At 58.0% G+C, this 12,269-nt stretch carries 9 protein-coding genes; 8 read left to right on the forward strand and 1 reads right to left on the reverse strand.

From position 1 onward, the window contains the following. The first annotated feature begins 1 nt into the window (after window position 1). Genes rfbD through RZR99_RS03545 form a run of 5 tightly spaced genes read left to right on the forward strand, consistent with a single transcriptional unit; the run spans window position 2 to window position 7,662 of the window. Window positions 2-889 carry a dTDP-4-dehydrorhamnose reductase gene (gene rfbD, locus RZR99_RS03525; RefSeq protein ID WP_323118363.1) on the forward strand — a complete coding sequence of 296 codons (888 nt, stop codon included), beginning with the start codon at window positions 2-4 and terminating at the stop codon, window positions 887-889. Next, entirely contained in the window at window positions 890-1,795 is a 906-nt protein-coding gene (locus tag RZR99_RS03530; RefSeq protein WP_323118364.1) for a glycosyltransferase family 2 protein, read from the forward strand. It begins immediately after the preceding gene. A 47-nt stretch (window positions 1,796-1,842) separates the two neighbouring features. Continuing rightward, on the forward strand, window positions 1,843-2,625 hold the full coding sequence (locus RZR99_RS03535) for an ABC transporter permease (protein WP_323118365.1): 783 nt from the start codon (window positions 1,843-1,845) through the stop codon (window positions 2,623-2,625). Window positions 2,626-2,637: 12 nt separating this feature from the next. Then, a complete protein-coding gene (locus tag RZR99_RS03540; RefSeq protein ID WP_323118366.1) occupies window positions 2,638-3,384 on the forward strand; it encodes an ABC transporter ATP-binding protein in 747 nt (248 codons plus the stop codon). 42 nt (window positions 3,385-3,426) lie between these two features. Next, complete coding sequence (locus RZR99_RS03545; protein WP_323118367.1) at window positions 3,427-7,662, forward strand: glycosyltransferase; 4,236 nt, start codon at window positions 3,427-3,429, stop codon at window positions 7,660-7,662. A 215-nt stretch (window positions 7,663-7,877) separates the two neighbouring features. Here the strand turns inward: RZR99_RS03545 and RZR99_RS03550 are convergent, their stop codons facing one another. Further along, complete coding sequence (locus tag RZR99_RS03550; protein WP_323118368.1) at window positions 7,878-8,885, reverse strand: hypothetical protein; 1,008 nt, start codon at window positions 8,883-8,885, stop codon at window positions 7,878-7,880. Between the two features lie 543 nt (window positions 8,886-9,428). On the opposite strand from RZR99_RS03550, the gene RZR99_RS03555 reads away from it, so the two are divergent. The 3 genes from RZR99_RS03555 to RZR99_RS03565 are packed head-to-tail and all read left to right on the forward strand — an operon-like array spanning window position 9,429 to window position 12,266. Then, window positions 9,429-10,274, forward strand: a complete 846-nt coding sequence (locus RZR99_RS03555) for a glycosyltransferase (RefSeq protein ID WP_323118626.1) — start codon at window positions 9,429-9,431, stop codon at window positions 10,272-10,274. Beyond that, window positions 10,271-11,230, forward strand: a complete 960-nt coding sequence (locus tag RZR99_RS03560) for a UDP-glucose 4-epimerase family protein (protein WP_323118369.1) — start codon at window positions 10,271-10,273, stop codon at window positions 11,228-11,230. The genes RZR99_RS03555 and RZR99_RS03560 overlap by 4 nt, the downstream gene beginning before the upstream one ends. A 55-nt stretch (window positions 11,231-11,285) precedes the next feature. Continuing rightward, window positions 11,286-12,266, forward strand: coding sequence for an MraY family glycosyltransferase (locus RZR99_RS03565; RefSeq protein WP_323118627.1), 981 nt, complete (start codon window positions 11,286-11,288; stop codon window positions 12,264-12,266). Window positions 12,267-12,269: the final 3 nt, after the last annotated feature.

Consider the following 12,269-nt stretch of genomic DNA (forward strand, 5'->3'; position numbering starts at 1 on the left):
CATGAACAAGGAAGCTACGATCCTCGTCACCGGCATTAACGGGCAGGTCGGTTTCGAACTGGCGCGTACGTTGCAAGGTCTGGGGCGCGTTGTTGCGCTTGATCGGTCCGGGCTCGATTTGTCCGATCTGGAACAGATACGCTCGGTGGTGCGCGAGTTGAAGCCAGCCATCATCGTCAATCCTGCCGCGTATACAGCGGTCGACAAGGCTGAAACGGATGTCGACGCTGCAATGCGACTCAATGCGGATGCGCCTCGTGTCTTGGCAGAGGAAGCCGCGAGATGCGGTGCAACACTTCTTCACTACTCGACCGACTACGTTTTCGATGGCACCAAAGAGGGAGCCTATGTCGAAACCGACGCTACGAATCCGTCGAATGTATATGGCCGCAGTAAGCTCGCCGGAGAGCAGGCGATCGAGGCGACAGGCTGCGCCCATCTGATTCTGCGGACGAGTTGGGTGTATGGTCGAAGGGGCCGGAATTTCCTGTTGACGATGTTGAAGCTCGGGCGTGAGCGTCCGGAGCTGAAAATCGTCGCGGATCAGTTTGGGGCACCGACCTGGGCCAATACGATTGCTGTTGCTACGTCGCATATCGTTGCGCAAGGCGTTGCTGCGGGTAATGCGCAGGAGTGGTGGCGCGAGCGTTCCGGTGTCTATCATCTTACGGCGGCCGGCTTGACTTCCTGGCATGGCTTTGCCGAGGCTATTTTCGACCTCGCGCTGGGCGAGCACGCACCGAAGGCAGTGCCGATTCCTGCGAGCGAATACCCAGTTCCGGCAAGGCGGCCGGTCAACTCGCAGATGGCGCACGATAAGCTCACGGAGACGTTTGGCTTGCGCATGCCGGCATGGCATGACGCACTGCGACTTTGTTTGAGCGACTAGATGAGCTCAAACGTTACCCGATGTGAGGCATCGGGGGCCGTGGTTGTTTTCTATCGACCTGATCGCGCGTGCGTGGCGCGCGCCAACCGGCTTGCAGAGTCCGGGCTCTGTGTCGTAGTCGACAACACGGAGCAGGTTCGCGATGCCGGTGCACTGGGCTTGGATGCACGGATCATCTATGTGTCCAACGGCGAGAATCTGGGGGTGGCGACCGCCATCAACCAAGGTATCGAGAGACTGTTGCAGGAAGGCTGCGATAAAGCGCTCATCTTCGATCAGGATAGCGAGCCCTCGGCACGCTTGCTAAGCGAATTGCCTCGTCTGCTGCAACGGGAACTGGATCGTGGCGTGCGCGTCGCGCTGATTGGACCGGCTTACGAAGATGTTCGCCTCGGCGGGGTAGCACCGTTCGTGCGCTTTGGCTACTGGCGACTGCAACGAGTTATACCGCTTGGAGAGGAGCCCGTCAACGTGGACTTTCTGATCACGTCGGGTTCGTGTGTCAATCTCGCGGTGTGGCAAGAAGTAGGACCGATGGACGATCGCTTGTTTATCGACTTCGTCGATCTGGAGTGGTGCATCCGGGCTCGCTCGAAGGGGTATGTGATCCTCGGCGCGCCCACGGTCCGATTGAAGCATGAGCTCGGCGGCGAGCCCGTGAACGTACTTGGGCGAAGCTATCCCGGACACAGCGCGCTACGTCATTACTACATGTTCCGTAACGCGATCGAATTGATGAAACGAAGCTATGTTCCATGGAGTTGGAAGTCCACGGAGTTCGTCAAGCTTCCCATCAGGTTGATCGTCTACGGTTGCTTCATGCCGTCGGGCATGGAGCATGTCCGGCTGTCCATCCTGGGCGTACGGCACGGTTTGAGTGGTAGGCTGGGGCCGTTCAGGCGTTGATGGCGGTAGCGGCACCCATCGGAATTTTGAGAGATCTTGGACATTTCATGCTTAATCTCGCATTGACAGACTTGAAGCAAAGCATCGCGTCGTGGCGACTGTGGACTTTGCTTGGATGGTTGGAAATCAGGCAACGATATGCTCGCTCGAGGGTCGGTCCGTTCTGGCTGACCATCAGCATGGGCGTGATGATTGCGTCGATCGGCATCGTCTACGGTACCCTGTTCGGCCAGAAAATGAGCGAGTATCTGCCGTTCCTGGCGATCAGTCTTGTGGTGTGGAACGTATTCGCGCAGACGATTCAGGAGGGTAGTCTCGCTTATATCAATAGCAGTGCGTACATTCGCCAGGCATCTACTCCGAAGCTGATATATGTGTTCCAGGTGATGTGGAGGAATCTGATCGTTCTTTCACATAACTTCGTGATTGTCGTTGTCCTGTTCGCGATTTTTGGTGTCAAGAATTGGGAAATCGCGCCACTTTTCATCCCGGCCATGATCGTGTACTTGATCAATGCCCTGTGGATATCGATGCTGGCCGGCCTGCTTTCCGCAAGATTCCGGGATCTTCCGCAAATCATTGCCGCTCTGGTGCAGATCGCGTTCTATGTGACGCCAGTCATCTACAAGCCGAGCGCATTGAGCCGCTTTACCTTCATCGTTGAATTCAATCCCCTCGCTTATTTGATCGAGTTGGTGCGGACGCCGCTGATCGGAGAAGCCCCAACGCTGATGACGTGGGGCGTCACCATCGGGATGGCGGTCATCGGGCTGCCGACCGCGCTGCTGCTGACCGGACGCTACCTGAAGCGCATTCCGTACTGGGTTTGAGAGACTACGAATATGGCTTTTATCGAATTGAACGGGGTTACCCTCGATTTGCCGATTTACGATGTGCAAGGCCGTTCGCTGAAGAAGAAAGTAATGCGGATGGGACGTCGTAATACGATCGCGGAAGACAGTGACGGCGTGGTGGTCGTGCGCGCGCTGGATGACGTGAGTTTTCGCTTCGAGTCGGGTGATCGGGTCGGTCTGATCGGTCATAACGGTGCGGGCAAATCCACGTTGCTAAGAACGATGTCGGGCATTTACGCCCCGACGACCGGCCAGATTTCTCGCGACGGCAAGGTTGTCCCGTTGCTGGATATCAGCCTCGGGATGGATGAGAATTCGACCGGCCTGCAAAACATCAGGCTGCGCGGTTTGCTGCTCGGCATGAGCGATGGAGAAATTCGCGCCAAGCAACATGACATCGCGGAGTTTTGCGAGCTTGGAGATTATCTCGATCTACCGATTCGCACGTACTCGAGCGGGATGCGCGTGAGGTTGGCTTTCGCGGTATCGACCGCCGTAGATGCGGAAATTCTGCTGCTCGATGAGGTCATGGGCGTTGGTGATGCGTCATTCCGACACAAAGCCCAGGAGCGACTCGAGGATCTGCACAGCCGTGCCGAGATTGTCGTGCTCGCCATGCATTCCAACTCCGAAATTCGGCGGGTATGCAACAAGGCGCTCTGGATGGATCGAGGGAAGGTCAGGGCATTCGGGGCTGTCGACGATGTTGTCGCGGCCTACGAGGCGCAGATCTGACGTCCTCTACATCACGTGGCAAGCGCCGGGAGCGCTGGGGGCATGGCCAGAATCTGGCTTTCCGGTGAGCGGTATTTAAAATGGCGAGCGGCGGCTTGTACGCTCGGTAGGCATATTGTGGAAAAGGTAGATGCAATGAGTGATACCTCAAGCAATCGTTTGGTCGAGATATTTTTTGACCACAATGGAAATCTGTCGGATAAGTGGGAACAATATCTCAATATTTACGACATGGAGCTGAGAGGGTTCGTCGAACGGGCGCAGCCCGTTAGCCTACTGGAAATCGGTGTGCAAAATGGTGGCTCGCTGCAAGTGTGGAAGAAGTACTTCACGAACGGCTCGCGCATTGTCGGCCTCGACATAGAGGAAGCATGTCGTGGCCTGGATCTCGGTGAAAACATCGAGATCCTGATCGGCGATGCGTCCGACCCGGTGCAAATTCAGCAGCTGCTTGGTGACGACACGTTCGATGTCATCGTCGATGACGGCTCGCATCGGTCGGACCATATTATTGCCACGTTCATCGCATGTTTCGATCGATTGCGTGCGGGAGGGGTGTTCATTATCGAGGACATCCACTGTAGCTACATGGCGTCGCACGTCGGTGGGTTCCGCAAGCGTGATGCGGCCATCGAGATGCTCAAAGGATTGGCTGATGCAGTCAACTTCGATCATGTCGAAGAGGATGCACTTTCTTCGATGGCCAGTGAGGAACGGGCATATCTGAAGGAGATGAATCGTCACGTGGCCAGTGTGTCGTTTTACGATTCTGTCGTGGTCGTGCGAAAACTGATGACGCCGAAAACGCAGCCATATCGTCGAATCATGACAGGCAAGAAAATGCCGGTGGCGGATCCTTCGCCGGCGATCGTCGGAGAGGTGGCGCCGCTGTTGCGGGAGTTTGTCCTGTCATCGGCGGCAACGGGTGCATTCGGACCGCTGATACTGGAATCCCTCGCGTCGACGAAAGAGAGTCTGGAGCGAGTGCGTGCCGAGAGAGACGGGTTGGCCGCCAAGTCGGCGACGGAGGCGCGCGAGCTTGCTGCGGAAATTGGCCGGCTGCGCGAGGAGCATCAACAAACGAAGGGCGTCAGCATGCTCGCCGACGCGGAGATTCGTCGTTTGCGTGCTGCATCTCGCGTGGCGGTGCAATCGAGCCAGGATGCTGCGGAAGAGATTCGAGCGTTGAAGGAGGAGCGAGGTGAACTTGCCGCCAGGGCGCATGCATTGAGTGGCGAACTGACGAATCTGGAAAGCCGACTCGGCGAGATCATGCGCAGTACGTCGTGGAGGTTCGGAGCGCCTGTTCGGGTGCTCGGCACACAGCTCATGCATCGTTCGGCTGCCGTTAAGCGCGTAATGTATGCGAAACGTGCCGCGGGGGGATGGGCGCCGCTGCTGCGGATTGTGCGCCGGACGCTACGCGAGCAGGGATGGCGCGGCGTGGAGCAACGTTCGAGACAGTTCGCTGGCGACAGCGTCGAGATTCATCGACCGGATGCGCTTCAGGTGCGTATGACACAGACGCTGTCCGGTATCGCGGCTCGCTTCGGACCGGCTATCCATAAGCCTGCGGAGCCGCTGCGCGGCCCGACGATCTCACTGCTGATGCCGGTATACCGGACACCGCTGGATGCATTGCGTCAAGCAATCGCTTCCGTGATTCAGCAAACCTATCCGTCATGGGAACTGTGCGTTGTCGATGACGCCTCGATGGATGAGCGGTTGCGCAGCCTTCTCGAGGAATTTTCACGCAAGGACGCGCGCATCAAGATCAAGGTTGCGGACGTGAACGGTGGTATCTCGTCCGCGACCAATCTGGCATATGAAATGGCGACGGGGGAGTTCATCGCCCTCTTCGATCATGACGACCTGTTGACGCATGACGCGCTATCGGAGGTGGTTGCCGCGATTGCCGACAATCCGTCGGCGGACCTCTTCTACTCCGACGAGTGCAAGGTGGATCCGCGCGGTACACCGCTCGAAGTGTTTTCCAAGCCGGATTGGAGCCCGCTACTGCTGCATTCGTCGATGTATATCGGCCATCTGTCGGTGTACCGGCGTAGCCTGATGGAGCGTGTAGGGGGCTTTCGCAGCGATTTCGACTTTTCGCAAGATTATGACTTTGCCTTGCGAGCAGTGGAATTGACGGACGGTATCGTACATATCCCGAAGGTGCTCTACGGATGGCGGATGATTGCCGCATCGGGAGCCGCCGGTGGAAAGCCCTATGCACGGCTAAGCAACATCAATGCACTGCAATCGGCGGCAGACCGACAAAACCTGAAGGCCAAGGCGATTCCGCTGCCGACCGCGAACTATCTCCAATGGGGCGATGACGCCGTCTCCGGGTTCGTTTCGATCATCATCCCTTCCGACAACGAGCGCAACATCACTGAATCGATCAAGTCGATTCAGAACGAGACTGACTACCCGCATTGGGAAGTCCTCGTGGTGACGAATTCGACGATCGTTGATCGTTTGTCTGCGGATTCCGGGGACAAACGGATTCGATATGTTCGCTACGACAAGCCGTTCAACTTTTCGGATAAGTGCAATGTCGGTGCTGCTGTCGCCAGTGGCGAGTTCCTTGTTTTCTACAACGACGACGTTCGCGTTATCACGAAGAAGTGGGTCCAGCGAATTCTGGAATTGCTGCAGATGGCAAGCGTGGGCGCCGTAGCGCCCAAGATGTTGTATGAAAACGGCACGATCCAGCACGCTGGCATGGTGACCGGTGTGAGGCGTCTTTTCGGTACGGCGTTTCACTGCCTCGATGCGCAGACGACCCTTCACTATAATTTTGCGCAATCCATTCGTGAAGTGTCCGTGTTGTGCGGCGCGTGTATTGCCGTCACGAAGAAAGTATTCGAGGAAGTCGATGGGTTCGATGCCGTCAATGCCGCAATCTCGCATTCGGATGTCGACCTGTGTTTCAAGATACGCGATCGCGGTCTCTCGTGCGTCTATACACCGTACGCCGAGCTAACCCATATCGGCCACGTATCGATTGCCGAAACCGAGAAGGAAGACAAGAAGGCGGCCCGGCCCTTCAAGCAAGACAAGGCCGATATCAATATGCTGAGGCGCTGGCCTTGGTTCGTCGCCGACGATCCGTACTTTACGAAACCGATGCGGGAGCAGCTGTTTCACGACTCGCCCGAGCGTTTCCAGATCTTTGCGCCGCGGGAAGTCGCGCATGAAGACGGGCGCGACGTGTTGCTCCTCGCCCATGATCTGACGATGAGCGGCGCTCCGAGGCTGTTGTTCGAGATGGCGCTTTTCCTGAAGCGCAGCGGGCATTTCGTTGTGGTGGCGACGCCAGCGGACGGCGCGTACCGGGTGCCGCTTGTCGAGCATGGCATTCCGGTTATTTGTGATGAGCTGGTGTTGACCGGTTCGGATCATCTGTTCGATCTTGCGAAGAATTTCGATATCGTGATCGGCAATACCGTACTGTGCTGGAAAGACATCGATCGATTGGCGGGATACACGAAAACCTATCTTTATAGTCACGAGTCTCAGATTGTTTCGGATCACTTCGCCGGGTTGCATGGCTTTGGTTCCGCGGTGAAGTCTGCAACAGGGGTGATGGCGGCAAGCTCGCGCGCGGCAAGTCACCTTGAAAGATTCCGCAGCGATATCGATATTCTGCCGGGGTACGGAGCGGACGATCTTCCCTGGAAAAAATATGAGACTCCGGTGCCCGGTGCGGCGATCGTGGTGACGCTGATCGGCTCCAAGGAGTCCCGCAAGGGGCAAGATATTGCCGTCGAGGCGCTGCGCTTGCTGACGAGCCGCTATCGAGAGCGCAAGGTGGTTTTGCGATTGTATGGACGGGATCATGAGCCCGCGTTCGTTGCGAGGCTGGAGAAGCTGGTCGCCGATATGCCCGAGGTCGAGCTTGGCCCGGAATTGCCACATGACGCCTATATCGCAGCGCTGGGAGCGTCCGATATTGTCCTGTCGGCTGCGCGCGACGACACGCTGCCGCTGGTGTCGCTGGACGCTTTGGCGCTCGGGCGAATCATGGTGTGTACCCGTGAAACCGGAACCTCCGATTTTCTCGAGGAGGGCGTTTCCGGATTTGTCGCCGCACAGGCATCGCCGGAAGCCGTTGCAGACGCCTTGCAGCAAGCGCTCGACCAGATGGCGGACTGGCCGTCTATCGGTACCAACGCACGGAACGTGTTCGAAGAGAATTTCACGAAACGCATTTTCCATCAGAGAACGCTTGCCGTTCTGGACCTGCAGGAAGAAAGCATACCGTCCGCATAGCCCCCAAAGAGGTTCGTTAGAGGCGGGGGGGATTGATGGGGCTACGCCGGGGGACTATCCAAAACCTTGGCTAGACCGCCTTGCTCTGGACGGCGAGGCGGTCGAGTACCCCGCTAAGACGAATGCGACGCGTACCGACCCGTATCGCCGATTTGATCTGCGAATGACGCAGGGAGATGCGATATTCGCCGTTTCAGCGGGTAGAGCGGCGAGTTTCAGCGGGTTGGGTTGAGCCACCGACGAAGGGCTCTGAGCGGTTGAGTGAGTCGCCAGGACCGGGAGGCGGTCACTTGGGCGATTATCTGCTCGAGGGCAGTGATGCGCGATGCCGCCTCATGCTGCAACGCCGAGATCTCGATCTGGTGCTCATGCCTTAGAGTCTCTTCGCGGCGCCTGACTGTCTCGGTGACTCTGGCGGATTGCTCCTGGAACGTGACGGTCTCCTGCTGCAGTCTTTCGATCAAGGCGGAGTGGTTGACCGTTTCTTTTCGCAGGCGCGATAGTTCGCGCATAAGGGCGACACGGCTGAGCTCGTCGTGAGACGGATATTCCGTCCCCTGGGTACTGTTCACGCGCTGGCCGATTGCGTTGACTTCCCGCCCTGTTCGTACTTTCGAGGTATCGGCAAGACGTGCGTGAGCAGCTATTGCCTGCTCATGCGAACTGCGCGCGCCGATGATATTTGCCAGCCTTGACCAGAGGTATTCCGGATCGTTGATCAGTCTGGGGAAATCCAGAAAAATGATCGGGATGTCTTTCTCGACAAGTGCCCGTACGGTTTCGTGAAAGCCAAGCGCCAGGATGCGCGCCTGATCTACCGGGTTCAGTGAGTAGATGACGCCGCCAGGAGTTTCCGCCCAATTTTCCCAGTGTGTCGCGTCCTGCGGTAGCTGTTCATTGCCATATCGCGCACGCATTTCCAAAATGACCCTGCTTGTCGCCGCCTCGACAAGGTTTCTCATTGGGATGATGACTGCGTCGAGGGTGATGTCGGTCCGAGCAACCAAGTCATTGACCATCTCGAACAGCCAGGGAGATTTGACGACGTACGGCAGTTGACTATCCTGCACAAGCACGTCTTCGAGTCCTGCGTTGGCATTTTCGTCGAGTTGCTCGTGGGGGTTGGCCGTGAGCCGAGTGTCGAGCCCGCATGCTGTCAGGTACTGGACCAGGAAGCTGGTGCCCGCGCGACCTGTGCCGGCGATAACGAGGTGATGGGTCATTGCGCTTGTGAGGCTAGGCGCCTTGTCTTGGAAGACTGCATATTAACAAGAGGCTCGATCTTTCCAACGTGGGGGGATGGTTCGCTTTGTCCGGTGGATTCTGCGAAATGTAACGCACGATATTTTTGTTCGCGTTACTGATTCTGGTGCCGGAAATAACGGATCCTGCACGTATGGATGAAACGATGGATGCTGATTTGGAGCGTCGATGTCGATGGGGTAGTCGAATGCACGGCGATCGAATCGAGAAGCATCAGGATAGTGGCCTCTATTCTAACTGCTACGATGCTCGCGATGAGCAATCGGACCGCGGCATGCGTTGCGAATTGTTACACCATGGCCGGCGCCGAGAGTATGAAATGCAATATTGAGTTCAAGGGCACTTGATGTATTTATTTCGCGTTATTTCAATGCGGCGGGTATCGGGATCGCCCGCGCGGCGGGTTGCAGCCGAGGCGGGGATTGCTCAAACGAGTGCTTTTGAGCACACTGGCGGTTTTCCCGTCGGCTGGCCGGATTCGGGTGGAGCGGCTGCAGACTGCCATGATTGCTACTAGTGCATTCCCAGAAGAACGCGTGGAACTTTCGGTGTCGGTGGTCGTATATCGGCCGGATCTGGATGAATTGCGCGGTACCTTGCGCAGCCTGAGCGACGCACTCGTTGCGGCGCGCTCGCATCTTCCCGGTCTGTCGGCGCATTTGTACCTGATCGACAACGGCGGCTTCGATGCCGATTCGGCAACGATGGCGGTGCTTGCGGAGGGCGGCATTGCTTGCACGATGATCGCGGGACATGGCAATGTGGGTTACGGTTGTGGCCACAACCTTGCCGTCGCGAAAGCAAGCAGCCGCTATCATCTTGTTCTGAATCCTGACATCGATCTCGAGCGCGACGCGCTGGTGCGTGCGTTGTCTTTTATCAATACGTATTCCGATCTGGGCTTGCTGGCCCCGCGCGTCGGCGACGGCGACGGAGCGATCCAGTATCTGTGTCGCCGTTATCCCACGCTTCCTGATCTGTTCGTCCGAGGGTTCCTGCCAGCACGAATGCGCGTCCTGTTCGATCGGCGCCTCGCGCGATACGAGATGCGCGACGTCATCAACGATCGCGATGTCGTTTGGGATCCTCCGATCGTGAGCGGGTGCTTCATGCTGTTCCGTACCGATGTGCTCAGGAAACTCGGCGGCTTCGATCCTCGTTATTTTCTTTATTTCGAGGACTACGACCTGAGCCTGAGGGTGCATGAGGTGGCGCGCGTGGCATACGTACCGTCCGTCCGGGTCCGCCATTACGGTGGGGGTGCGGCCCGGAAAGGGTCCGCGCATATCCGGATGTTCGTCGCATCGGCATGTCGGTTCTTCAATCGGTTTGGCTGGAAGTGGTTATGAGCCGGATTCTGGTGACGGGAGCGAACGGGTTTGTCGGACGCGCGCTGTGCCGCGTGTTGCTCGCACGGGGGCACACCGTGACCGGCTTGGTCCGGAAGAGCGGCAGCTGCGTCCGCGGCGTCGCTGAATGGGTTGACGAGCGCGCGGATTTTCACGGACTCCCGGATAACTGGCCGGAAGGATTCGCGGCCGATTGCGTCATTCATCTAGCCGCTCGAGTGCATGTCATGGATGACAAGGCCCCGGACCCGCAAGCGGCATTTCGCGAATCCAATGTCCTGGGCACGCAGCGGGTCGCGCAGGCCGCCCAGCGGCACGGGGTGCGGCGTTTCGTATTTCTGAGCAGCATCAAGGCCGTCGCGGAGATCGATGACGGCCGGCCGCTAGATGAGACGGCGGAACCGTCGCCGCAAGACGCTTATGGGTGCTCGAAGCTCGAGGCAGAAAAGATGCTGGTGCAGTTCGGGAGCGAAACCGGGATGGAAACGGTGATAGTGCGCCCGCCGTTGGTCTACGGGCCGCATGTCAGGGCCAATTTTCTGCGTATGATGGATGTGGTCCGGCGAGGAATACCGCTGCCGCTGGGGGCGGTCGGCGCGAGGCGCAGCCTCGTCTACGTCGACAACCTAGCGGATGCGCTTGCTTTGTGCGCCGCTGATCCACGCGCCGCGAACCACTGTTTTCATGTTGCCGATGACGGTGCCCTGACCGTCCCCGAACTGCTGGCGCGCATTGGTCTGCATTTGCAGCGACCGGCAAGGTTGGTTCCGGTTCCCGTCGCATGGCTGCGTGCTGTGGGAAAGTTGACGGGAAGAACGGGAATGATCGAGCGATTGACGGGTGACTTGAGGGTGGATGCTTCCTTGATTCGCGAGGCGCTTGGCTGGCGACCTCCTCATACGGTAGATGAAGGGTTGTTGGCGACGGCTTGCTGGTATCGTTCGACACATGATTGATGAAAGGGTGTGCTGGCCGATGCAGTTTCATTCGATGTCACCGTGGGGAAGCCTGATGTTGAGCGCGGCGAGCGCCTGCCTCATCTGTCTGGTCATTCTGTTCGGCCTATTGAAAACGGGATGGGCATGGCGTCTGGCTACCGATATACCGAACGATCGTTCGATGCATACGCGCCCGACGCCGCGTGTCGGGGGATGGGGGGTGGTACCGGCTGCGGCAATCGTGATGTTCGCCGTCGGGCAGGAGGCCTGGCTCATCGGAGTGTTGACGCTATTTCTGGCTGCTGTCTCGCAGATCGACGATCGGCGAGGCTTGCCGGCCCGGTACCGGTTTGCCGCGCACCTGATTGCTGCCATCGTATTTGTCGCCTGCGGTTCGACGGGGCTCGCGTGGTGGTGGTCGGCCGTGCTCGCGATTGGACTTGTGTGGGGAGCCAATCTCTATAACTTCATGGATGGGTCCGACGGACTTGCGGGTGGAATGGCGTGTTTCGGTTTTGGCGGGTACGCGCTTGCGGCGCTCTATAGTCCTCTGCCCAACCCGGCTATTGCCTGGGTATGTGGCGGCATAGCCGGCGCGGCGTTCGCTTTCTTGCTATTCAACTTTCATCCCGCCCGGCTGTTTTTGGGCGATGCCGGCTCGATCTCGTTGGGTTTTCTGGGTGGAACCATGGGTATCTGGGGGGCGCGGACAGGGACCTGGCCGGTGTGGCTACCGGTTTTGCTGTTCGCTCCATTCATTGCAGATGCATCTGTAACGCTTTTGAGACGTTTGTTACGACGCGAAAAGTTCTGGCAAGCGCACCGTGACCATTATTATCAGCGTATGGTTCGGTCGGGAATCGGGCACGCCCGTGTCGCATTGTATTGGTACGCCGCCATGCTTGGAGGCATCATATGCGCGTGGTGGGCGCTAGGACGCTCCGCGTGGGTCCAATGGACGGTTGTCGCCGGGTGGATGTTGGTGTTGATGCTGATCGGTGCTGTGATCGACGTTCGTTGGTCCCGGTATCAAACAACTATTGCTAAATCGTGAGAG

The organism is Burkholderia alba (assembly GCF_034721475.1).
GTDB classification, from domain to species: Bacteria; Pseudomonadota; Gammaproteobacteria; order Burkholderiales; family Burkholderiaceae; genus Burkholderia; species Burkholderia alba.

Coding starts and splice junctions, on each gene's coding strand:
- rfbD (WP_323118363.1), top strand. CDS start 2: ATGAACAAGGAAGCTACGATCCTCGTCACCGGCATTAACGGGCAGGTC.
- RZR99_RS03530 (WP_323118364.1), top strand. CDS start 890: ATGAGCTCAAACGTTACCCGATGTGAGGCATCGGGGGCCGTGGTTGTT.
- RZR99_RS03535 (WP_323118365.1), top strand. CDS start 1,843: ATGCTTAATCTCGCATTGACAGACTTGAAGCAAAGCATCGCGTCGTGG.
- RZR99_RS03540 (WP_323118366.1), top strand. CDS start 2,638: ATGGCTTTTATCGAATTGAACGGGGTTACCCTCGATTTGCCGATTTAC.
- RZR99_RS03545 (WP_323118367.1), top strand. CDS start 3,427: ATGGCCAGAATCTGGCTTTCCGGTGAGCGGTATTTAAAATGGCGAGCG.
- RZR99_RS03550 (WP_323118368.1), bottom strand. CDS start 8,885: ATGACCCATCACCTCGTTATCGCCGGCACAGGTCGCGCGGGCACCAGC.
- RZR99_RS03555 (WP_323118626.1), top strand. CDS start 9,429: ATGATTGCTACTAGTGCATTCCCAGAAGAACGCGTGGAACTTTCGGTG.
- RZR99_RS03560 (WP_323118369.1), top strand. CDS start 10,271: ATGAGCCGGATTCTGGTGACGGGAGCGAACGGGTTTGTCGGACGCGCG.
- RZR99_RS03565 (WP_323118627.1), top strand. CDS start 11,286: ATGTTGAGCGCGGCGAGCGCCTGCCTCATCTGTCTGGTCATTCTGTTC.